The sequence below is a fragment of the Thermoactinomyces sp. CICC 10521 genome, assembly GCF_016055135.1.
GTDB classification, from domain to species: Bacteria; Bacillota; Bacilli; order Thermoactinomycetales; family Thermoactinomycetaceae; genus Thermoactinomyces_A; species Thermoactinomyces_A daqus.
Map to the genome: position 1 here is coordinate 196,970 of NZ_JAECVZ010000001.1, position 23,468 is coordinate 220,437.

Below are 23,468 nucleotides of genomic sequence, written 5' to 3' on the forward strand. Positions count from 1 at the left end.
CTTCCATTCTCCATCTATCTTATCGAATCGGGAATAAAATGGCAACTCGCTTCCATTTCGTCCAAAAGCCGAACGCCCGGCGGTTTCGCCTTTTATCCGTCGATAAATCTCTCTTTGCCTTGTTGCAGGTGAGGTGTAACGTTGTAGGCTTTCACCGTCCAACCCGCATTTTCCCGGGAAACGAGCCGGGTGATGCTGGTATTTTGCAATATTCCTTTCCCGTAACCATATTCTCCTTCCGTCAGGAACGAGATGGCCAGATTGAGGCACAAGCCGTGGGCCACGATCAAAATCCGCTTCCCCCGGTGCTTGTCAACCAGTTCATTGAATTTCCGAACGAAGCGTGCCTGCACTTCTTCGATCGGTTCAATTCCAAACATTCCCCCGTGCATGCGGTACTTCTCCCAATCGGGATATTTTCTTTTCACTTCTTCCAGCAGCATCCCTTCCCATTCTCCGACTCTTTGCTCACGAAACTCAGACAGGCATGTCACCGGAAGCCCCCATTGACCGGCAATCCGCTCGGCAGTCCGGCGCGCCCTGACCAAGTCGCTGGCATAAACCGCCTGGAAGGAATGTTGCCTCAGATATTGCGCCAATAGTTCGGCCTGCTTCTCCCCCGTTTTGCTTAAAGGGACATCCCGGTGCCCCTGAATTCGCTTCTCCGTATTCCATTCCGTTTCCCCATGACGCACCAAGTAAACCTCTGTTTCCATTATGATCCCCCTGTCACGCGCTGAAAGCGGCCTTTCTTCCATTCCCATTCCAATGTCCGGAACAGATTTCCTTCCCGATTGTAAACATCAACGGTCAGTCTGTTCGCCTCTTCCGCATCGCCCTCAGCGGAGAGCACCAGTTGATAGTAGGAAACCGGCTGCGTCGGCGATACGTGACGCTTTCCCTCGATGATCCCCTCTTTGCTCCCGATCACCAGCCGTTTGCCGGACAAATCGCCTGCGGTAAATTGCCATGCTTCCCCGGCATAACCCGTTTGGCCATCCCCTTCTGTTTTCTTCTTTTCAATTCCCGCCAAAAACCAGTCATTCTCGCCGGTTCCGCGCATGAGCAACCGGCATGGCTTCGATGATTGCAGGACGGACTGGCAAATTCCCGCCAATTGCTGATCCGACGGTGACCGGTACACTTGGCGGGGGACAACGGCGGAAACCGCCACAATCTTTACATCCCCCCGGTTCCGGGCAAAGATGATCACTCCCCACGTCTGCCGATCGGGCGTCAGCGGAATCGTGTAGGCGGACGCTTCATCTTTTTCCGCCGTTTCCCCTTTGGCCACCGTCCACTGCTCGCCGGCAGGTGTGGTGAGGGAAACGCGCAAGTCATCTTCCTCAAAAATCAGCGAGCCATGCCCCGCGAGTTCCTGATGATAACCGGGAATGAGAATGGCAGGCCGGACCCCGCGGCTGATTTGGTATTCCGTTTTCACCGTATTTTGCACCAGCTTTATATATTCGTCTCCATTCGGCTCCTTTGATGCTGATCCCAGGGGTAAATTAAACGACTGGATGATGGAAGAGTACCGTAAATCAAACACATCAAGGCGACAAGTTTCCCTGCTCCGTTCGGGTACAATCAACGCCAGATAACGCCCGTTCCCGCTGATTCCCAAAAGATAGGGCCGGGTTTTCAGATACACCGCAAATGCCGGCTCTGCCACAAGCTCTTTTAAAGCGGGTACTTCATTTCGGGCATAAGGCTGAAAGGAAAAGGGATAGATGCTCCCCCGCTGCCAAGGGGGCATGGCGGAAAAAGATTGGCAACCTGCACAGACTGCGGACAAGAGGCAAAGCAGGACAAAAGAATGAAATGCTGATCTGGTTGTCACAATCACACCCCAAACTGGCAGTTGTTGATTGACCAACATACCCAAACCGTTAACAAAACCAACTGCTTCTTTTTATTTTAACGCAAGAACATACAGGGCAAGGGAACGTTCTTCGTTGTTCACAATGGTTCCAAAAAACCCTTAGCCGGAACGAGGCTAAGGGCGCAAAACCCGCTTTCCTCTATTCTTTTACTGCGCCGGCCGTGATCCCGGCGATAATACGCCGCTGGAAAATGAGAACCATCACCACCAGCGGAATGGTCACCATCACGGATGCAGCTGCAATTTCCCCCCAGGGAATCGTGTACTGACCTTGAAACAGGGCGATGCCGACCGGAACGGTTTTCATGTTTTCATCCGTATTGATGGTCAGAGCAAACAAAAACTCGTTCCAGGCGGCGATGAAGGTAAGAATCGCCGTGGTGAAGGTGCCCGGAACCGCCAGCGGAAACACCACTCTCCAAAACGTTTGCATAATGTTGGCCCCGTCCATTTTGGCCGCTTCTTCCAAGTCGGCGGGTATCTTCCGGTAAAAAGAGGTCAGATTCCAAACGGAAAGCGGCAGGGCGAAAGTGGTATAAGGAATGATGAGCCCCAGATAACTGTTAGTCAGATTCATCTCCTGCATAAACAGGAAAATCGGCGCAATTGTAGCGATCTGCGGAAACATCGACACCGCCAGAATCAGTCCGAGGATCACGGTTTTTCCTTTAAATTGAAGACGGGCAATCGCATAGGAGGCAAAAGAAGCGATCAGAATGCAATACAGGGTGGTGAAAATGGACACAACCAGGCTGTTCCAGAGATAAATCGCAAAAGGCCGTTCCGTAAAAACCCGCACATAGTTATCAAAGGTAGGGTGCTGTGGAATGAAATTGAAGGCCCGGTCGCCAAACAGCTCGAGCGGCGGTTTGACCGAAGCGATAAACTGCCAGAAAAACGGAAACAAGATCACGATCAGCATGGCGGTGATAAAAAGGTAAAACAGGAAGCCAGTTCGTTTTTTCTTCATCTTCGTCCCCCCTTATTTGCCCTGTCCGTCACTGATCAAGTCACTGCCAAGCAGTTTGACGAATATCATGCTGATGATCGCCACGCAGATGAAAACAATCACCGATAAAGCGGAACCCTGGCCAAAGTCCATCTGAGCAAACATCGTTTTGTAGGCATAAATGGAAATGGTCTCCGTGGAGTTGGCCGGCCCCCCGCCCGTCAGCACATATACGAGGTCAAAGACGCGGAAGGCATCGAGGGTGCGGAACAGAAGCGACACGAGGATGGTCGATTTCAACTGGGGCAGCGTGATCCGGAAAAATTGCTGTACCTTGGAAGCGCCATCGACAGCCGCCGCCTCATAAAGGGACTCCGGAATCATCTGCAATCCGGCGAGCAGCAACAGGGACATAAACGGCGTCGTCTTCCACACATCGGCAAAAATCACCGCAAACATCGAACCCCACTTGGTGGTGAGCAGCAAACCCATATCCGATACCAGACCGATCTGGGCAAAAAATTTGGCCATGATGCCATTTTGACCGTCAAACATGAACTTCCACATCAGCGCCGAAATCACGGTGGGAATCGCCCACGGAATGAGAACGGCAGCCCGGACCAGTCCTCTTCCGCGAAAGGAGCGGTTGACCACCAGTGCAATCATCAACCCCAACACCAGTTCCAAGCCGACGGAGACGACCGTAAAAATCATCGTGTTGGTAAGCGAAGCCCACAAGCGTCCGCCCGTCAACAACTTTTCGTAATACTTCAACCCGACAAAATTGGGTTGGATCAGTGATTCGGTCAAGCCGTTGGACAAGCCGGCCAGCGTATTGTCCGTTAACTGGTGAGCTTCCGTCATCTCCGCCAGCTGCTGGCGGATCGCTTTCATCTCCCCGGTCACCTTATCTGCCTGTGCTTTGTCCAGTTTGAAGATTTTCAGATCATCAGGCACAGATTGACCGTCAAAAAGAATATCATCCACTTGTTTGTACTGCCGGGAAAATTGCGGATTTCCATCCAGTACTGCCTTTAATTGCTCCGTCTTCCTTTTGATTTCCTCCAGTTGTTGTTTCGTCTGCGGATCGGCCTTTGCGCTGGACTCATCCAGGTTTTTGGTCAAAAGGGGGAATATGTTGACAAACTTCTCCATATCGATTCCGTAACTGTGATGAATCTCTGTCTTGGCCGGGTTGTTCAGTTCCACATCGTACAGGCTGATCCAGAAGGATCGGAGAACGGGCCAAATGGCGATCACCAAAATCGTGATCAGGGTTGGCAGAATGAGAATCAAGCCCATCCTCTTCTCTGACTGCGTCCATGTTCTCCACATTACCTTCACCTCTTCTGTGAAAGTGCCATCGCATGTCGATTCGATGTTGATTGGACTATCAAACTCGGGTTGAGCCAAAAAGACCTGATAAACCAAGAGCCATAAGCACTCGGCCTATGACTCTCGGCTCTTGGGTATCTCCTCTTACCGCAAGCGCTATGCGGACGGCGGTCCGGTTTTGACCAAGGGACGGGCCGAATCAGACATCGATGTTATTGGTGCAAAAGCTGTTTCAGCTGTGTATCCATGTTCTTGACAGCCTGTTCTGCTGTTTCTTTGCCCGTAACCGCTTTGGAAACCTCGATTTGGATCACGTCAGAGATTTTCGGATAATCCGGTGAAATGGGGCGCGGAATAGCAGCGCTCACTCCCTGGACGTAGTTCTTGTCTCCAAAGAGCGGATAAGCCTTTTGTACTTCAGGATCGTCAAAGGTCGGGAGATAAGTCGGCGTTTTCCCTCCATAAATGGCCGAAATCTTTTGCCCTTCCGGGCCGGACATGAATTTGACGAATTCCCAGGCCTCTTTTTTATGCTTGGAAAACTTGTTGATCCCCATCATCCATCCGCCCAGCGCAGCGACCGATCCGTGGTCTCCGGCCGGCAACGGGGCGACCCCCACTTTGTCAACCACTTTCGACTGGGATTTGTCCTGCACAAGGTTATACATATAAGGCCAGTTTCGCGCCAACGGGGCTTGTCCCTGAGTAAAGGAAGTATGGGTTTCCACTTCGGTAAAGGTGGAAATGTTTTTCGGCACGAAGTCGGACTGCGTAATTTCGATCAATTTCTCCAAGCCCTTGATCGTGCTCGGGCTGTTGATCACCACATTGCCTTTGTCATCCAGAATGCGGCCGCCATAAGCGCCGGCAAATTCGATAAAGTTACAGACCAGCCCCTCATATTGCTTGGCCTGCATCAGATAACCAAACTGAGTACCGCCTTTGCCTTTGGTTTCCTTGGCCAGTTTGATCAAGTCATCCCACGTTTTCGGAGGGGACGGAATCAAATCCTTGCGATAAAACAAAAGGCCCGCATCGATATACTTGGGGAGTGCATACTGTTGACCATCAACTTTCCCTGCTTGAACAGCACCGGGGATATATTTGCCAAGGTCAATCTGGTCATGATCAATATAGCGGTCGAGCGGCTCCAGATAACCGGCTTTGGCAAATTCGGCCGGCCAGATCACATCCGCGTTAAAAACATCGATTTCACTCGAGCTTGCGCTGAGCATCGTCACCATTTGATCATGGTACTGTCCGGTGTCCGTCGGCATGTCCTTTATGTTGATTTTGATGTTGGGATGCGCCTTTTCAAAAGCTTCCACCAATTTTTTCGATTCTTGTGTTTCGTCTTTGCCCCGGGCCCAGGTGATGGTGACCACATCACCTTTTCCTTGCCCTCCGCCCGCCTCATCCTGCGAGCAGGCAGTCAATGAAAAAGCCATCAGGAAAGGCAGTCCGGCCGCGATCCACTTTTTCCAGTTCTTCATCGACATAACCTCCCGTGAGGAAAAATTGGGAACACTTATGCGAAACGAACCAATTCACCCGTTTGCGCCGACTGGTAAATCGCATCCAAAATTCTTTGAATCATGATGCTCTCTTCCGGTTTGCAGATCGGATTTGCCTTTCCGGTGACCGCATCAACGAAATTTTTCAGCAATGCCAGGCGTTCATCCTGATAATCTAAATGAGTGACCTGGTCGACCGGCTTGCCATCCACATCCTGATACAATGTCACTGTTTGCTCCATAAGGTCGAGGGAGGCTCCGCCCCGATCTCCGTACAATTCAAGGTAAACGCTCTCTTTTCGGATGTGGCTTGCCCAGCTGGCATCAAGTACGAGGGAAGATCCATCGGCGAATTGGATCATCGCAACCGCCAGATCTTCCACATTGAATGATCCCTGGTCGACAATCCGGCCATAACCCATCAGTTTCTCTTTGCGTGAACCGAACATATCATACGTCCGGCCAAGGACAGATACAGGCTGAGGATAACCCATAATCCACAAAGTCAGGTCAAGCACGTGCACCCCGACGTCGATCAGCGGCCCTCCTCCCGCTTTTTCCCTTTGCGTAAACCAACTGCCCCAGCCGGGAATTCCGTTGCGCCGTACCCAGCCGGTCTTGGCATGATAGATTTTTCCGAATTTTTTATCGTCCGCCCATTTTTTTGCCAGTTGCGTTTCCGCCCGGAACCGGTTGTTCTGTGCCACCATCAAAATTTTGCCGGCCCGGTCGGCCGTTTCTTTCATTTTTTCGGCTAATTCAACGTTTAAAGCCATCGGTTTTTCGCACAGTACATGGCTTCCCGCTTCCAGTGCAGCCTGCGCCACCGGAGCATGCAGGAAGTTGGGGACACAGACGATGACTGCGTCCAGTGACTCCTGCTCGAGCATTTTCTCATAATCCGTATAAACCTGATCGATGGCAAACTTGGCAGCCGTTGTGCGGGCAAACTCCTCGGCAACATCGGCAATCGCCACCGCCTTGACCCGCGGCTCTTTTTCGATGGCCCGGAGATGGGCCTGGGCAATCCCGCCGGCCCCGATCAGCCCGATCTTCAATTGTGCACTCATCCACTCCACCCCATCTTCTTTTTACTCGGTCAGACCCACCACATCTCGGACAGTGACTCGCTCGGCATGACCTGTTTCAGATTGGCAACCGCTTTCCGGAACCCTTCATCAATCGACATCAGGGCATCTTCATGCTCAATACTGACTACGTAATCATAGCCGGACAAGCGTAAAGCACTCAAAATATCGGCCCACTCCTTCAGGCTGTGCCCGAATCCGACCGTCCGGAACTGCCATGCCCGCGATTGCAAATTTTCATAAGACTGCATATCCGTCAGTCCATACATATTCACATTGTCTTGGTCAATCACGGTATCTTTCGCGTGGAAGTGGTGAATCGCCCCTTCCTTGCCCAATATCTTGATCGCGCCCACCGGCTCAATGCCCTGCCACCACATATGGCTGGGGTCAAGATTGGCTCCGATCACTTCACCTACCGCTTCACGCAATTTCAACAGCGTGGCCGGCGTGTGGACAGAGAAACCGCCATGAAGTTCCAGGCCGATTTTCACATGATGCTCTTCGGCAAATTTCCCGGCTTCTTTCCAATAGGGGATGATTTTTTCTTCCCATTGCCATTTAAGCACTTCCCGGTATTCAGGCGGCCAGGGTGCGACAGGCCAGTTCGGGTACCTGGCTCCCTCGTGATCACCGGGCGTTCCCGAGAAGGTATTGACGACGGGAACCTCCAACTTTTCAGCCAGGCGAACCGTTTTCATAAGGATGTCATGAGAAGCTTTGGCGTGCTCCTTATTCGGATTGAGCGGATTCCCGTGACAGCTGAGAGCGCTGATCACCAAGCCCCGATCGGCCACAGCTTTTTTGAACGCCTTCAGCTTGCCCGCATCCTCCAATAATTCATCCGGATTGCAGTGAGCGGAGCCAGGATATCCGCCGGTTCCGATCTCCACTGCTTCAACACCTGCATCCTTGACGTAATCCAGCATCTCTTCAAATGGCTTCTGGGAAAATAAAACAGTAAAAACCCCTAGCTTCATTTCCTTCTCCTCCTTGCGATGAGTTGAGCGGAAAGACATTTCCCGGGAGCGTGATCCCTCCCGGAGATGATCTGTAAACCGGCGACTTTCGCCGCGGGGAACCAACACCTCCCGTAAACGGCACCCTTTTTTTCAAATTGAATAAAAAAACTCACAAATTTGATGAAAACGTTTTCTCAAGAATAGAATAATGTAGATCCAAAATTCCCGCAAGTATAAATTTATATTGTTTTTACCGGTTAAGGCGACGGGGAATTTTCAAGTTTGTTTTTGGGCGAAACCCCGATATAATAAGAAACGAAAAAAAATGTAGGAATGGTTGAGAAAAATGCGTCTACGAAGAAAACCCGAAGCGAAGAAGATTTTAAGTGAACACCCGCTCGTCTTCACGGCGACGGAAGAAAATAAAAGCGAATTTCAGGGAAGGTGGCGCGAGCTGTTCCCCGAACCGGCGCAACCGCTCCATGTGGAACTGGGCACCGGAAAAGGACAGTTCCTGGCCAAAACCTCCGGTCTTCATCCCGAAATCAACTGGATCGGGGTTGAGCGGATTGAAGAACCGCTGCTCATGGCTGTCCGGAAAGGTGAAGCGACGAAAAACCCCAACCTTCGTTATATCTGGGCCGATGTCCAATGGCTGGATGAGATTTTTGCACCCGGGGAAGTCGACCGCTTCTATCTCCACTTCAGCGATCCGTGGCCCAAAAAACGCCACACCAAACGCCGCCTCACTTACCGCACATTTCTCGAGCGCTATGAGAAATTACTGGCTCCGGGCGGTGACCTGATCCTGAAAACCGACAGCGTTTCCCTTTTCGATTTTTCGCTGGAAGAATTTCAGGAAGCCGGTTGGGAGACGATCGAACTCTCCCGTGATCTGCACCACAGCCCTTATGCTTCGGCCAATATCACAACCGAGTATGAAGACAAATTCGTTTCCCGTGGAATGCCGATCCACTATGTCCGGGTAAGACCGGGCCGGAAAGGTTCCGCTGATCCGGGCGAATAGGCCCGTTCCATCGGCTGCTGCGGCAAGGCCCGGCCGCTTTCTTCCCTTTATTGACATTTCGCCCAAATCGGCTATAATTGTTGTTTGTATGGCTCAAAACTGCCTCCAAAGGGGATTTGAGGATAGCAGCAAAGGATAGGTGAAGGGATCACCCTCACTAATTCGCCCCGTGATTTTATCATGGGTATCCGGTCTTTCGCCGCTATCCGGAAGGCCTGGATAAAGCAAAGCGAATTAGCACCCTGTCATTTGCGTCAATTTCAAAGCAAATGATGAAAGGAGCAACAAAAATGGCACGTTATACCGGACCGCGTTGGAAATTGAGCCGTCGTCTTGGTATTTCTCTTTCCGGCACCGGAAAAGAGCTGGCTAAACGCCCTTATGCGCCAGGACAACACGGACCCGGCCAACGCAAAAAACTTTCTGAATACGGATTGCAGCTTCAGGAGAAGCAAAAACTGCGCCTCATGTACGGCGTAAGCGAAAAACAATTCCGCAACTTGTTCGTGCGCTCGGGTAAAATGAAAGGGGTTCATGGTGAAAACTTCATGAAGCTCTTGGAATCCCGTCTCGATAACCTCGTTTATCGTCTCGGTTTTGCCCGTACCCGCGCACAAGCCCGCCAATTGGTGGTACACCGTCACATTACCGTTAACGGTAAAACCGTTGACCGTCCTTCCTATCAGGTACAACCTGGCGATGTGATCGGTCTGCGCGAAAAAAGCCGCAATTTGACGGTTGTAAAAGAGGCTCTGGAAGAACGTCAATATCTGCCGGAGTATCTCTCTTTTGATGAGAACAAACTGGAAGGCACTTACACCCGTCTTCCGGAGCGGTCCGAATTGCCGTCTGAAATCAACGAGACGATGATCGTAGAGTTCTACTCTCGTTAATCTCATCATATACCGTGAAAAGCCGCACTCCTGTCCGGGGTGTGGCTTTTTTCTCTGTCAAAACAAATCCGGCAATGGTCATCCCCGTGAAAAAGGAAGACAAAATCGGGAGGAAAGCGGTGCTGCCCTGACCATCACAAATCCAATTGCATAGATTAACAGAAACAGAACACAACTCCGGCCAATTCCAATAATATTCCCCTCTTATCCTGCTCCTGCACTTTTTTGCTCTATACTTTTTCCAGCCGGTTTTTGCTAAAATGGTAGTAACCAAACGTTTTCTTCTCGCTTTCGAGCTCCACGTATGCCCCATGAGACGAAAGGTCAGGTGATCCCCATGGCTTCACCCAAACATGTTTTGGCTGCCTATGCCGTCGTTCTCAACTATGATGCCGAGATTTTGCTGGTGAAACATCCGAAACGGGGCTGGGAGCTTCCCGGCGGACTTGTGGAAGAAAAAGAATCGATCCGCCTGTCCGTGATCCGTCAAGTGAAAGAAGAAACGGGAATTCACATTAAGCTGGTCAAATATTGCGGAATTTTCCAAAATCCGCGTTCCGGCATCTGCAACTTTCTTTTCCGCGGGAAGCCCATTGGTGGACGCATTACGATTGATGAAAACAATGAAATCGAAGATGCTGATTATTTTCCGATTGAAACGGCGATGCGCCTGGTATCCTGGCGCAACATGAAACAACGGATCTTCTACTGCCTCGACGAAAAAAAACACCCGTTTTTCGTAGAATTTTAACTTACCCTCCGTCCCAGTCATCGGCGGCTTCAAAAAACTTTGGCTGTTCTGCGGGCCAAAGTTTTTTGTGTAAGAAACGTCAGGAGATTCAGGGGGAACTCCGGAACCCGCGATCGGACAATTTCAATGAAAAAAAGGACGGCTTGCCCACTGACAAACCATCCCCTCACGATCATGATTCGAGCTTGACCCGGGCAAATTTGCGCCGGCCCACCTGCACGACCATTCCGTCCTCAACCGGAACTTGTGCTGACTGGTCTGAGACTTTTTCCTGATTGATGCGCACGCCTCCCTGCTGAATCATGCGGCGTCCTTCTCCATTGCTGGCAACCAGCCCCAGTTTGGACAAGAGCGCGACGATCCACATCCGGCCATCTTCCAGCTCATTTTCCCCGATTGCCACTTCCGGCATATCCTGTGGCAGTTCCCGCTGCTGGAACACGACCTTAAAGCGTTTTTCCGCTTCTTCTGCCGCTTCCTCACCATGGTACATCCGCACCAGAGTGCGCGCCAATTTCATTTTTGTGTCACGGGGATGAAGCTGTCCGCTTTCCAGCCCTTTCTTGATGTTTTCCAACTCCTCGAGCGATACATCGGTCGCCAGTTCAAAGTACTTAGCCATCAGCTCATCCGGAATCGACATCGCTTTCCCGTACATATCATCCGGCTGATCATCGACGCCAATGTAATTGCCGAGGCTTTTGCTCATTTTCTTGACGCCATCCAACCCCTCGAGGAGCGGCATGGTTAAAATCACTTGTTCTTCCTGGCCAAACTCTTTTTGTAACTGGCGTCCCATCAACAGGTTGAAGGTTTGATCGGTTCCACCAAGTTCCACATCGGTTTTCAGAGCGACGGAATCATAGCCCTGCATCAGCGGGTAGAAAAACTCATGGATGCTGATCGCCTGCCCGCTATGGTAGCGTTTGGAAAAATCATCCCGTTCCAACATCCGGGCCACTGTGCATTTGGAAGCCAGCCGGGTGACGTCGGCAAATGTGAGCGGGCTCAGCCAATGACTGTTGAAGTGGATCTCCGTCTTTTCCGGATCAAGTACTTTAAAAAGCTGTTCCGTATAGGTTTTGGCGTTTTCCTTCACTTCTTCCTCCGTCAGCTGTTTACGGGTTTCCGACTTGCCCGTCGGGTCACCGATCTGCGCAGTAAAATCGCCGATCACCAGTTGCACGATATGGCCCAGCCGTTGAAAATCACGAAGCTTATTAAAGACCACTGTGTGGCCGAGATGCAGGTCGGGTGCAGTGGGATCGAGTCCCAGTTTTACTTTCAGCGGGGTTTTCGTGGCAATGGAGCGGCGCAATTTGGAAACGAGCTCTTCCAAAGGAAGAATTTCCGCTGCCCCCCGTTTGATGATTTTTAACTGTCGGTTTACTTCCGCTTCGATTTCAGGCGATAAAACTTCTTCTTTTACTTTCATGCAAAGACACCCTCCTTTTGTTCAACAATAAAAGCCCCGCCCAAAGAAGGGACGGAGCTTGATTTCCGCGGTACCACCCTAATTGAAAGCAGAGCTTCTGCTTCCCGCTTATTCTGATAACGGAACCGGTCCGTACACTGATCCAAACATAACCAGTGTCAGCTCACAAAGTGTAATTCACCGGATAGCGGCCTGCTGGTTTGCACCGGCCACCAGCTCTCTGAAAGGTCCTCTCTATCGGCTACTGGGCTTGTTCACAGCTTTTTTGATATTTAAGTTTATTCGTGGTGAAAGAATGTTTCATCCAGATTATGTTATAATATTACCCTAGAACGAGGAGGGTATCAAGTGAATGAAAAAACATGAATCCAGGCGCCAGCGACACAGGAAAAAAAGGCGCTATCTCAAATGGACGCTAAAGACCGTCTGGTGGGCCCTGGCGCTGCTTTTTATCCTGTCTGCCTGCGGAGCCGGAATCGGGGTGGGAATCGTTTCCGCCATGGTCAAAGATGAACCGGTGCGCAGCAAAGCAGATTTCCAACGCGATCTCGACAGTTTATTTCAAAACAGTTATGCCTATTTTCAAAATACGGACAAAAATAATAACCCTGTACGTATTGGCGCTTTTCGCAATGACGGTGAATATCGCAAATTGATCAGATCCGTCAACGATGTGAGTCCTTACCTCGTCGATGCTTTTATCGCCACGGAGGATCGCGATTTTTACACTCATCACGGAATCGTGCCGCGCTCGATTCTTCGCGCTGCCTACCAGCAGTTGGTTCATGCGGACGTCACGACCGGCGGAAGCACGATCACCCAGCAATTGGTCAAAAATGTGATCCTCAAAAACCGCGAACAGGACCTTGAGCGCAAATCCAAGGAAATCGTTCTGGCCGTTCGCCTCGACGCAATGTTTAGCAAAAACCAGATACTTGTCTACTATATGAACAGCGTTTTCTTCGGAAAAGGGGCAAACCGGCAAAATTTATACGGTGTCCAGGCAGCTGCCAAAGGTTTGTTCAACGTCGATGCCAAGGAATTGAATCTGCCACAAGCCGCCTATATCGCCGGTATGGTTCAGCGGCCGAACGATTATAACCCCTTCCGCGGTGAAAAAAATCTGCAACACGGTATCAAGCGAATGCAACTGGTTCTGCGCAATATGCTGGAAACTGGCAAGATTACGCCGCAACAGTATCACGAAGCACTGAAATTCAACATTAAGGCATCGCTGGCCAAACCTGATCCGTCTGCCAACGGCTATAGCAGTTATCCATTTATCATGTATGCCCTGGAAACGGAAACAGCGGAAATTCTCATGCAGCATGACGGCCTGAATATCGAAGAACTCAGCAAACAGGGCAAATACCGCTCCACACTCGAACAGTATGTCAAGCAGGTACAGACGCGCGGTTACCACGTTTACAGCACAATCGACCAAAAAATGTATGACGCCGTAAACAAAGCCGCAACCAAAAATTTGACTTTTCATAACCGCACCTACAAAGGGATCAAGGGGCACGAACAGCTGGGAGCAGTGATCATCGACAACCGCAGCGGTGCCATTCTCGCATTTGTCCCGGGCACTTCGAGTTATAACCAGAATGCGAAAAACCATGCGCTGGATGCCTCGAGACAATCGGGGTCCACAATCAAACCGCTTCTGGTTTACGGGCCGGCCATCGAGGAAAAAGTGATCTCTCCCGACACACTGGTTCTGGACGAGAAAATTCCCCGCGCCGACGGCTCCGGTTACTATGAGAATTCGGGCAAAACATACCACGGGCCGGTTACTGTGAAGGAGGCACTAAAATGGTCGTACAATATCCCAGCCATCAAAGTATTCAACCGGTTGGGCCACGACACAGGCTTTAGCTACCTCCGCAAACTGGGAATACCGCCTGATCCGATCGACGGGGAAGCAGCGGCGATCGGCGGGCAGACCCGGGGCTACACCGTGGCTAAAATGACCGCCGCTTTCGCTACCTTTGCCAATCAGGGAAACTACAACAGCCCTTATCTCATATCCAAAGTGACAGATGCAAACGGCCATGTGATCTGGGAACACAAACAGGCTCCAACCCGCATTTTTTCACCGCAAACCTCTTATCAGATAACAGACATGCTCCGGGATGTGGTGAAAAGCGGAACCGGTGTCTTCATCGGCAGCCGGATTCACGGCTACGACCTGGCCGGCAAAACGGGTACCTCGACCGATGACCGCGATCTCTGGTTTATCGGCTATACACCACAGGTTACCATTGGAGCCTGGAGCGGTTATGATTACGGATTCAGCATGTCTCATAATGACCATTTTACCAAACGGGCCTGGGTGAATATCTTTAACGCCGCAGCAAAATCAAGCCCTTCTTACTTCGACAAAGGAGCCCGTTTTGAAAACCCCGGGCATCTGTTTGACGGTGTAAAATGCCTGGAATGCGATAAAATCAAAAAATATCAAGACAAGAAGAAAAAAGAACAAAAGAATAACCGGGATCAGCATAACAACCAGCCGCCTGATCTTCCACCGGCGCTTCCTCCATCGGTACCCCCGCCCCCGAACAACGGCGACAACCCACCTCCGACGGAACCTTCGGAACCTCCGACAAAACCCTGGTATCCGCCTCCGCCGGATGAAGGAAAAAAGAAACCGCATCATGATCCTTTTCCTTTTTGACCGCCCCCATCTCCCCCGATGGGGGTCTTTTGTCTTAAAAAAATGAATAAGATATTGTCAAAAATTCTCTATCACCAAGCGGTTTGGCGGATGTGATATAATTAATTTCGCATGACAAAGGGGGGAGAAATGAGGGAATGAAGGACTCTCAAAGCAGCCCCAGCGAGAAAGAGACAAAATGGGGAAAAAGTAAAATCGTTCCGGTGATAAAACGCGTTGCGCTCATCCTGCTCGCGTCAGTTTCCATCATCGCCGTCGCGGTGATCGGCGTCGGAACCGGCGTCTTTTCCGCATTCGCTAAAAACGCGCCGGTCATGACCAAAAAGGATTATGACAAATACCTGACAGGCTGGTCGCAAACAAGCTACGCCTATTTCCGGGACAACAAACCAATCGGGTACATGGTTACCAAAACCAACAGCAAATTGATCAAAAATCTCAATCAAGTGAGCCCGAATCTCATCGACGCTTTAATTTCAACGGAAGACCGGGAATTTTGGACCCACAACGGGATTGTTCCCAAATCGATCGCTCGGGCTGCAATCCAACAAGTGATCGGCAGCGACGTGCAGACCGGGGGCAGTACGCTGACGCAACAATTGGTGAAAAACAAGATTCTCGACGACCGTTCCAAGAACTATGAACGCAAGACGATGGAAATCATCGACGCCATCCGCCTGGAGAAGTATTACAGCAAAGATGAAATCCTGGTCAAATACTTAAACAGCGTCGAGTTTGGTCCGGATGCGGATGGAAAGCGGATGACCGGATTTGCCGTCGCGGCAAAAGGCTTGTTTAATACGGACATCAAAGACCTCGACATTCCGCAGGCAGCTTACCTTGCGGGAATGGTGCAGAGTCCTTATGCCTATAACCCGTTTTACGCACCCAAGGACGGCGACGAGGAAGCGCATTTGAAAGCCGGTACAGCGCGCATGAAATACGTGCTCGGCAAAATGCTGGAAAACAAGGTAATCACCAAAGAGCAATACGATGAAGCAATCCATTACGATGTTGCCAAACATCTGGCGAAAAAATCGTCGTTCCATAACGGATTTGCCGATTATCCTTACATCATCAACGCAGTCACCAAAGAAGCTGCACAAATCCTGCAAGAGAAGGACAAAAAAGCAGGGATTGACAAACCGCTGGAAGCTTATAACCAGCAAGTGACCAATGGCGGTTACAAAATATACACCACGATCGATCAAAAGATGTACGATGCCGTCAACGACGCGGTTGCCAAAATGCATATGCCGTCGAAAAAGATCAATGGCAAGCGGGTCAAGGAGCAGGTGGGTGCAACCCTGATCGACAACAAAACGGGCGGAATCCTCGCCTTTGTCGGCGGAACGCATTATGACTGGCTCAACCGTTCCCTCGACACGCAACGGCAACCCGGTTCGTCGATCAAACCGCTCCTGGTCTATGGACCGGCCTTAAATGAAGGCATCATCTCACCGACATCGCAGATTGTGGATGAGAAGATTTACAAGCCGGACGGTTCACCATACCGCAATGCCAATGGCAAATACCATAACGCTCCGGTTACAGCAACATACGCCTTGCAATGGTCGCTCAATATTCCGGCCATCAAGATCATTCGCAAACTGGGAGTGGAGCACGGGTTTGAGTACCTGCGCAAAATGGATATCAACCCAAATGAAAAATATGACGGGGAAGCATCGGCACTTGGCGGTTTTCACGATGGTTTTTCCGTCACACAAATGACGGGCGGCTATGCGATGATCGCCAACAACGGGGTTTTCAACAAACCGCATCTGATCGATAAGATCATCGATTCCGAAGGACACGTCGTATACGATTACGCCAGGGACAACAAGCCGGTCAAAGTTTTCAGCCCGGCAGCTGTATCTGACCTGCGCGGCATGATGCGACAGGTTGTGGCCGCCGGTACGGCACAAATGGTTGGAAATGCAACCAGCGGCTATGAAGTGATCGGGAAAACGGGTACCACTTCCTCGGAAAAGGACGTCTGGTTTATCGGGGCGACACCCGAAATCTCGCTCGGCGTCTGGACCGGTTTTGACCAACCGGCAACAGTCGTGGTTCACGATCTTTCCATGATGGCCTGGAATCGCATTTTCAAAGCGGCGGCCCAAGCGCAGCCTTCCATGATTCCGAAGGGAAGCAAGTTTAAAAGCGAAGGCTCTGTTCCCTTTCAATGCTTTGAGTGCAACCGCCAACCTGCCCAGCCGCAACAAGGCGGACAGCAATCCGGCGGTCAACAGGGCGGAGGAGCACAACCGCCGGCCAATAATCCGGCCGTACCCAACCCCGGGCAAAATAACCCGGCTCAGCCGCCCAATCAAAACCCGGGCACACAGCAACCGCCCTCTTCGTCCCAGCCACCGACTGACAATAATAACGGCGGACAAGGCCCGTCAGACGGAGGAGCGGAGCAACCGGGAGGCATTATACAGTAGTAACGAACCAAACCCCTTTAGGAACTGAACGCCTAAAGGGGTTTTTTATGTCGCTCAATCTTCCATCGTGGATAAATCGCCAACCGGCAAATCCAATTCCCAAGCTTTCAGGACACGGCGCATGATTTTGCCGCTTCTCGTTTTCGGCAATTTATCTTTGAATTCAATTTCTCGCGGCGCCGCATGAGCAGCCAGGCGCGTTTTCACAAACTGGCGAATCTCTTCCTTCAACTCTTCGGATGGCTTATAACCGGCACGCAAGGAAATAAAGGCCTTGATAATCTCACCGCGCAAGGGGTCGGGTTTTCCGATCACACCGGCTTCAGCCACTGCCGGGTGTTCCACGAGTTTACTTTCCACTTCAAAGGGACCGACTCTCTCGCCGGAGGTATTGATCACATCATCCAAACGCCCCTGGAACCAGAAATAGCCGTCTTCATCCTTATAAGCGGAATCACCCGATACATACCAGCCAGGGATGCGGAAATACTCTTGGTATTTCTCCGGATTTTTCCAAATCTTGCGCATGATCGAGGGCCAAGGTGTTTTTATCGCCAGGTTGCCCATTTCATACGGCGGCAACTCATTGCCCTGATCATCAAGGATCGCGGCATAAATGCCCGGGAACGGTTTCCCCATCGAACCCGGCTTGATCTCCATCTGCGGATAGTTGGAGATGAGAATCCCCCCGGTTTCGGTCATCCACCAGTTGTCATGAATCCGTTTGCCGTACACTTGGAGTCCCCAGCGCACCACTTCGGGGTTCAGCGGTTCACCGACGCTCAGGACGTGGCGCACCGAAGAAATGTCGTATTTTTTCACCAAATCTTCACCGGCGGCCATCAACATGCGAAATGCGGTCGGAGCGCTGTACCAGACCGTCACTTTATATTTTTCCAGTGTTTGGTACCAATCGTCAGGGCTGAACCGTCCCCCGCGCACGACATTGGTGACACCGTTGAGCCACGGGGCAAAAATCCCGTAAGATGTTCCCGTCACCCAGCCGGGATCGGCCGTACACCAGTAGATATCCCCTTCCTGCAGATCCAGCACCCATTTTCCCGTTTGATAGTGTTGGATCATCGCGTTATGGGCGTGAACCACCCCTTTCGGTTTACCTGTTGATCCGGACGTATAATGGATCAGCATCGGATCTTCGCGATCCACCCACACCGGTTCCAGTTCGGTCGGGGATTTGGCCAGTTCTTTTTCAAAGCTGTAATAGCCGTCCGTCAATTCCCCTTTGGCCCCGACGAGAATAATATGTTTCAAATGAGGCAAATCGTCTACAGGAACCCGTTCCAGCAGGGTTGGCGTAGTCACCAGGGCAACTGCTTCACTGTTTTCCAGGCGGTCTCGTACGGCTGCTTCCATAAAGGCTTCAAAAAGCGGTCCGACAATGGCCCCGATTTTAATCGTCCCTAAAAAGCTAACATATAAATCCGGTGTCCGGGGCATAAAGATGAAAACGCGGTCCCCTTTATGTATGCCAATCCGCTTCAACAAATGGGCAAATTGGTTGGATTTCTCCTTTAATTGCCTGAACGTATACGTTTCTTCACGATCGGGGGCGCTGTAGATGAGCGCAGTCTTCTCCCCTTTTCCCTGCTCCACATGACGGTCGATCGCTTCATAGGCGGCGTTTACTTTTCCGGTTTTGTACCAGGAAAATTCCTGTTCAACCTGTTTCCAGTCAAAAGATGCATAGGTTTCTTCATAATTTTGCAAATTATTCCCATTGGTTTGAACGGGTATACGTTCCGTGTTTTTCATGATGAAGACGCCTCCCCTGTAAACGATTTCATTTTTCATTATTATATCATACATTATAATATTGGCAATTTGACATCAAAAAAGCAGCCCGGCTGCCTGCATAACGAAAGCAGCCGGATGCGGAAATTCGGTTAGTGCTTGGGTTTGAAGGTCTTGCAATCAGTTTCTTTGGTATCCTTGGCCTGTTCAGTATGGGTCACGACATAAATTTCATCTGCTTTGCACAGATTTCCCTGTCCCCAATAGGTGCAGGTATTCACTTCGCACAGTACGTCTTTCGGCATTATGCTTCCCCCCTTTGGCGTATCCTTATTATGTGCACCGGCAGGAGGAGGTACACTGGCAACATGATGAAAAAAACACCAAGGGCCAAAAGCCCAAGGTGCTTTGGTTTTAACTCCGTTCTTTTTCCCGTTTGCGCTGTTCGAGAATTTCGCAGACAAGAACCGAGGAACGCTCCGCCGCCAGCTTGGTAAACTCGGTGAAATTCACATCTGCCGAATGGTCGGCCCGATCCGACATGGAGCGAATCACGACAAAAGGCGTTCCGCTCAAGTGGCACACATGAGCCACTGCCGCGCCTTCCATCTCCACGCAGTCCCCGCCCAACTGTTCACGCAGTTCGGTTACTTTCCCGCTGTCGGAAATAAACTGATCTCCCGACAAAACCTTGCCCAGGCGCACCTGAACTCCTTCGAGCTTTTCGCCCGCTCGCGCCGCCCATTCGATCAATTTCGGATCAGCGGGAAACACGGATGTTTCCTGAAACGGAATGGTTCCTTTGGGAAAGCCGAGCGCGCTGGCATCGAGATCATGCTGCTGGCATTCGGTCGAAATAACCAGATCCCCGATATCGAGATCCGGATGCAGCGCTCCGGCGACTCCGGTAAAAATGATCGATTCAACATGAAACCGCTCGATGAGAACCTGTGTGCAAATCGCACCGTTTACCTTCCCGACGCCTGATTTGCAAACCACAACCGGGGTCCCGTTGAGCGTTCCCGTATAATAGGTAGTCTGATACACTTTCTGCGTTACTGCCTGATCCATTTTTTCCAGCAGCAATGCGATTTCTTCATCCATTGCGCCGATCAGGCCGACTCTCCGATTTTCCTGCATTCGCTTCAACCTCTCCCTTTTGCTTCCCTTTCATCCCGTGCTGCAGTTTGACCAGACAGGATGTTTTCTGTTACAAGCGTTCTTCTTCCCACTCCCGCAATCTGGTCGAATTTCGCAATTCAATGCGGTATTGCAGGATCACCTGGCCTGACTCGACCGGTTCGTCGTTCATGTATTTGGTCAAAAGGCGCATCGCCACCGCACCGATATCATACATCGGAACCGCCACCGTGCTCAACAAAGGTCGAACCTGCGAGGAAAGAGGAATATTTTCAAAGCCGATAACCGACAGTTCTTCGGGAACCTTCCGCCCCATGTCCTGCGCGGCATGCAGAGCCCCCACCGCCATTTCATCGCTGGTAGCGAAGACGGAAGTGATATCCGGTTTGGACTTCAACAGATCGGTCATCGCCTCATAACCGGAGCGGTAACGGTAATCACCGATCCGGATCAATTCATCGTCAAACGGGAGATCATTTTCTTCCAATGCCCCTTTATAGCCAAGATAACGCGGATACCCGTTGACCGAGTCTGTCAGCGGCCCCCCGATTAAAGCGATGCGCCGGCCTCCTTCATGGATCAGAACGCTGGTCGCTTCTTTTGCCGCCTGAATCTGATCGATCGTCACATAGGGCAACTCTTTTTTCTCATCTCTCGTCGCCGCCAGTACGATCGGGACGGAAGTGGCAGCGAAAACCTCCCGGTGCGCCTCTGTCACTTCCCCGCCGAGAAAGAGCAATCCATCCACCTGTTTTTCCAATAAAGTTTCGATCAGGCTGATTTCTTTTTCCTTTTTCAGATCGGAATTGCTCAAGATAATATTATAGTGATACATGGCCGCGATATCTTCGATTCCCCGTGTCAGTTCGGCGTAAAAATGATTGGAAATGTCCGGAATCACCACGCCGACAGTGGTCGTTTTTTTACTTGCCAGCCCCCGGGCCACGGCATTCGGCCGATAACCCAACTGGCGGATAACATTCAATACTTTTTTTCGGGTAGCCGGCTTTACGTTGGGGTTTCCATTTACGACCCGCGATACGGTCGCCATCGAAACCCCTGCTTCTCTTGCCACATCATAAATCGTAATCGTTTCCTTCTGTTTTGCCATTCTATCTCCACATCCATTTATCAAAATCAATACAAGTTCAGACTAAGTTACTCTTTAGCTTTTCCATCCATGAAAAAAGAATGAGCTGCCCCGGTTAAACCGACTCTCCCTGCAATTGCCCCATCAATTGCAGAACATAGGGCAAAGTGTCTCCCATAATGCTGGTCCACGCCTCGGGAGATCCGCGGTTAATCCACACGATCGGCTTGCGCGGGGCCAAAGCACGATACAACTTCTTCGTGGAAATGAGGCGGGGCGTCATCGCAGGCAGATTGGGGTTTTTTTGCCTGGCCTCGGCGATCAGACGGTTGGCATGAACTTCCGATGTGAAAAAGTCGACGATCGGGCTTTGATCTTGTCCAGCCAATATCACCATATTGCCCTCCGGATCCACAACGACCCAGATCCGCCGCAGTTCAGCCATCGCCCGGCAAACTTCCCAGCCATTTCCCATCCCCTGTCCTTCAATGGTCGCTTTCTCCAATTTCTTAAGCCCTGCGGCCACATCCGGATCGATCGGTCGTTGCTGGGGTGTGATATTCTCCGTTTTCGACGGTGTCTCCGTGACTTGCTTGGGCTGGACGCTGGCGAAGAGTCGCGTTGCCTGCTCTTTTGTGAAAGGAATTTGTTCCGGCAATCCGTAGTGAAAATAGGGAGCATCGGCACCGAGTTGCCGGCAACGCTCCAAAACCTCGCTCCAGGTACGCTGAACAGGCTTCCCGCCTGATTTTTGCGTCACGGCCCCGGCATCTTCCTCACGCAAGTAGACAGCCACCGTATATTGCCCTTTTTCATATTCGACCAACAACACATTTTGCTCCATCGTCGGCACCCACGGCCCGGGCATTTTCGCAAGTTGCTCTGCAGCGTACTCGCGAATCAATTCCTTCAAATAACCTTTATTTAAAAACAACCGCGACGGAAGACCCGGGTTCAAAACAATCCCTTCCGCATCGGAACGAAAAGCTTTCAAAAGAAAGGGCAGGGCCGCTTCCTCTTCCCGTTTCATATATTCAGGGTAATCCACCTTGACCACCGCCGATGCCTCCGCATCCGAGAAAGCGACAACATATCGGCGATCCGGCGCATTACCCTTGGCCAAAAACGGCTTTTTACTTCCCTCTGTCACCTGGTACAAAACCGCTAACTCCGGAACTTGTGTAGCCATAAAACGATAAAGTTCATCCGGGCTTACCTGCTTGGTACTGGCTAATTCTAGATATTCCCTCGTGTTCAACAAACCGTTCCTCCCTCTAGACAACAACTGAAACCTGTTTCCAAAAACGGGACTTTTATCTGTATATCATCATACCAAATTTCCAGCCAAAAAAAGCGGACAGACTGTGACGTCTGTTCGCTTTTTCGTTAAAGTTTTTTTCTCTTTATCCCTTTTAAACACCGGTTGGAGCGGTTTTCGACTGTTCGAATAAGCCCGATGCACGAAGCTCTCCCATAAAATGATCAAACGAGGGAATATCGATTTGTTGTTTTGCATCGGACAAGGCGACAGCAGGATTGGGATGAACCTCCAGCATAATGCCGTCTGCTCCCGCTGCGAGAGCCGCTTTCGCACAGGGCAGCAAAATATCCCGTCTGCCTGTTGAGTGAGTGATATCCACAAACACCGGCAAGTGCGATTCGTTCTTCAAAATGGGAACGGCTGAGATATCGAGTGTATTACGGGTCCACTTCTCATAGGTTCGGATCCCGCGCTCACAGAGCATGACCTGATCATTTCCACGCGACATGATGTATTCCGCGGCAAACAAAAATTCTTCCAGTGTAGCGGAAAGTCCCCGTTTCAGCAGAACCGGCGTATTGACGGAACCGGCGGCTTTCAGCAATTCAAAGTTCTGCATATTGCGCGCCCCGATTTGAATGACATCAATATATTCGCCTGCCACTTCAATATCGGCCGGGTTCACGATTTCACTGATCACCTTCAGGCCGAATTCATCGGCAGCCTTGCGCAAAATTTTCAATCCCTCAAGGCCCAATCCTTGGAAATCATAAGGCGACGTTCTCGGTTTAAAGGCTCCGCCGCGCATGATTTCGATCCCCTGTGCCTTGAGTGCCCGCGCAACGGCAAACACCTGCTCTTCCGACTCGACCGCGCACGGTCCTGCGATCACATGCGGGCGTCCTGTGCCAACCCGGGTTCCTCCGAGGTCAATTACCGTATCGGAATTCTTCTTTTTGCGACTGACCAACAGCGCTTCTTTCTGATCACTCTGTTGCAAATCGAGCGAAGCCTTGAAAATCTGTTTGAACAGATAGCTTATGGTCTCGTCGGAAAAAGGCCCCTTATTTTCCTTGGTGAGCACTTCCAACATCTTTTGTTCGCGCTCAGGGTCGAACTTGTTAATTCCCTGTTTTTTCTTGACTTCCCCAATTTCTTTTGCAATGCTCGCACGCTCGTTTAACAGAGCCAATAATTTCAGGTTGATCTCATCCAATTTCTCGCGCAAATCAGATAACCGATGCTCACTCACTCGTCTT

At 50.8% G+C, this 23,468-nt stretch carries 19 protein-coding genes and 1 other annotated feature; of the genes, 5 read left to right on the forward strand and 14 right to left on the reverse strand.

The genetic code is table 11. The annotated features are described in order from the left end of the window. Positions 1-92: 92 nt before the first annotated feature. The 7 genes from I8U17_RS01070 to I8U17_RS01100 form a co-directional block, all read right to left on the reverse strand. Positions 93-716, reverse strand: a complete 624-nt coding sequence (locus tag I8U17_RS01070) for a histidine phosphatase family protein (RefSeq protein WP_198055193.1) — start codon at positions 714-716, stop codon at positions 93-95. Continuing rightward, positions 716-1,843 (reverse strand): hypothetical protein, encoded by a 1,128-nt coding sequence (locus tag I8U17_RS01075; RefSeq protein WP_198058915.1) that lies wholly within the window; start codon positions 1,841-1,843, stop codon positions 716-718. The genes I8U17_RS01070 and I8U17_RS01075 overlap by 1 nt, the downstream gene beginning before the upstream one ends. Before the next feature lie 181 nt (positions 1,844-2,024). Then, positions 2,025-2,855: a carbohydrate ABC transporter permease gene (locus I8U17_RS01080; RefSeq protein ID WP_033099074.1), complete on the reverse strand. Its 831-nt coding sequence runs from the start codon at positions 2,853-2,855 to the stop codon at positions 2,025-2,027. A 12-nt stretch (positions 2,856-2,867) separates the two neighbouring features. Beyond that, the gene (locus tag I8U17_RS01085) at positions 2,868-4,169 is read right to left on the reverse strand and encodes a carbohydrate ABC transporter permease (protein ID WP_198055190.1); all 1,302 of its coding nucleotides are present in this window, start codon (positions 4,167-4,169) and stop codon (positions 2,868-2,870) included. 212 nt (positions 4,170-4,381) lie between these two features. Next, positions 4,382-5,662, reverse strand: a complete 1,281-nt coding sequence (locus I8U17_RS01090) for an ABC transporter substrate-binding protein (protein WP_198058916.1) — start codon at positions 5,660-5,662, stop codon at positions 4,382-4,384. 35 nt (positions 5,663-5,697) lie between these two features. After that, positions 5,698-6,753: a Gfo/Idh/MocA family protein gene (locus I8U17_RS01095; RefSeq protein WP_033099077.1), complete on the reverse strand. Its 1,056-nt coding sequence runs from the start codon at positions 6,751-6,753 to the stop codon at positions 5,698-5,700. A 29-nt stretch (positions 6,754-6,782) separates the two neighbouring features. Continuing rightward, entirely contained in the window at positions 6,783-7,751 is a 969-nt protein-coding gene (locus tag I8U17_RS01100) for a sugar phosphate isomerase/epimerase family protein (RefSeq protein ID WP_033099078.1), read from the reverse strand. Positions 7,752-8,079: 328 nt separating this feature from the next. On the opposite strand from I8U17_RS01100, the gene trmB reads away from it, so the two are divergent. From trmB to I8U17_RS01115, 3 genes are all read left to right on the forward strand, one after another. Next, positions 8,080-8,760, forward strand: a complete 681-nt coding sequence (gene trmB, locus I8U17_RS01105) for a tRNA (guanosine(46)-N7)-methyltransferase TrmB (RefSeq protein WP_033099079.1) — start codon at positions 8,080-8,082, stop codon at positions 8,758-8,760. Between the two features lie 290 nt (positions 8,761-9,050). Further along, entirely contained in the window at positions 9,051-9,653 is a 603-nt protein-coding gene (gene rpsD, locus I8U17_RS01110) for a 30S ribosomal protein S4 (protein ID WP_033099080.1), read from the forward strand. A gap of 337 nt (positions 9,654-9,990) precedes the next feature. Further along, complete coding sequence (locus tag I8U17_RS01115; RefSeq protein WP_033099081.1) at positions 9,991-10,404, forward strand: NUDIX hydrolase; 414 nt, start codon at positions 9,991-9,993, stop codon at positions 10,402-10,404. Positions 10,405-10,576: 172 nt separating this feature from the next. Here I8U17_RS01115 and tyrS read toward each other — a convergent pair whose 3' ends face one another. Then, positions 10,577-11,839: a tyrosine--tRNA ligase gene (tyrS, locus tag I8U17_RS01120; RefSeq protein WP_198055187.1), complete on the reverse strand. Its 1,263-nt coding sequence runs from the start codon at positions 11,837-11,839 to the stop codon at positions 10,577-10,579. Between the two features lie 44 nt (positions 11,840-11,883). Then, positions 11,884-12,106: a binding site (T-box leader), on the reverse strand. 85 nt (positions 12,107-12,191) lie between these two features. On the opposite strand from tyrS, the gene I8U17_RS01125 reads away from it, so the two are divergent. Continuing rightward, entirely contained in the window at positions 12,192-14,519 is a 2,328-nt protein-coding gene (locus I8U17_RS01125) for a transglycosylase domain-containing protein (RefSeq protein ID WP_198055186.1), read from the forward strand. A 137-nt stretch (positions 14,520-14,656) separates the two neighbouring features. Continuing rightward, positions 14,657-16,966, forward strand: a complete 2,310-nt coding sequence (locus tag I8U17_RS01130) for a transglycosylase domain-containing protein (protein WP_198055185.1) — start codon at positions 14,657-14,659, stop codon at positions 16,964-16,966. Positions 16,967-17,020: 54 nt separating this feature from the next. Here I8U17_RS01130 and acsA read toward each other — a convergent pair whose 3' ends face one another. From acsA to I8U17_RS01160, 6 genes are all read right to left on the reverse strand, one after another. Beyond that, positions 17,021-18,739, reverse strand: coding sequence for an acetate--CoA ligase (gene acsA / locus I8U17_RS01135; protein WP_198055184.1), 1,719 nt, complete (start codon positions 18,737-18,739; stop codon positions 17,021-17,023). 131 nt (positions 18,740-18,870) lie between these two features. Continuing rightward, positions 18,871-19,023: a DUF1540 domain-containing protein gene (locus tag I8U17_RS01140; protein WP_081943620.1), complete on the reverse strand. Its 153-nt coding sequence runs from the start codon at positions 19,021-19,023 to the stop codon at positions 18,871-18,873. Positions 19,024-19,132: 109 nt separating this feature from the next. Then, positions 19,133-19,858: a 5'-methylthioadenosine/adenosylhomocysteine nucleosidase gene (locus I8U17_RS01145; protein WP_033099084.1), complete on the reverse strand. Its 726-nt coding sequence runs from the start codon at positions 19,856-19,858 to the stop codon at positions 19,133-19,135. Between the two features lie 70 nt (positions 19,859-19,928). After that, a complete protein-coding gene (gene ccpA / locus I8U17_RS01150) occupies positions 19,929-20,969 on the reverse strand; it encodes a catabolite control protein A (RefSeq protein WP_033099085.1) in 1,041 nt (346 codons plus the stop codon). A 94-nt stretch (positions 20,970-21,063) separates the two neighbouring features. Beyond that, on the reverse strand, positions 21,064-22,206 hold the full coding sequence (locus I8U17_RS01155) for a hypothetical protein (RefSeq protein WP_152568440.1): 1,143 nt from the start codon (positions 22,204-22,206) through the stop codon (positions 21,064-21,066). A gap of 154 nt (positions 22,207-22,360) precedes the next feature. Beyond that, positions 22,361-23,461, reverse strand: coding sequence for a bifunctional 3-deoxy-7-phosphoheptulonate synthase/chorismate mutase (locus I8U17_RS01160; RefSeq protein WP_198055181.1), 1,101 nt, complete (start codon positions 23,459-23,461; stop codon positions 22,361-22,363). Positions 23,462-23,468: the final 7 nt, after the last annotated feature.